We start from the raw sequence: 310 nt of genomic DNA on the forward strand, positions 1-310 counted from the left end.
CGGCGGGGTGCGCGTCCCTCTAGGTTAAGTGCCCAAGACACGCGGACGCGCTCGCAGAGCATCCGCGTGTCTTGGACACTCAACCTTCAGCGACGCATCGAGGAGGGACCGACGGTGACGGATGCCACGATCCCGGGCGATCTGCGGGAGGCGTTCGACGCGTACGAGCGGGCGATCGTCGCGAACGACCTCGATGCGCTCGACGCGTTCTTCGCCCCCGGCGACGACACGCTCCGCGGTGACACGGCGGGGCTCCTCGTGGGACACGACGCGATCAGCGGGTTCCGCGCTCTCCGCGGTGGCGTTCCCC

General features: G+C 69.7%; 1 protein-coding gene. It reads left to right on the forward strand.

All coding sequences use genetic code 11. From position 1 onward, the window contains the following. Positions 1 to 114: 114 nt before the first annotated feature. A partial coding sequence (locus tag ACZ3HG_RS23300; protein ID WP_465334694.1) for an AtzH-like domain-containing protein occupies positions 115 to 310 on the forward strand: 196 nt, incomplete at its 3' end.

The organism is Erwinia sp. PME.40.26/001 (assembly GCF_055556675.1).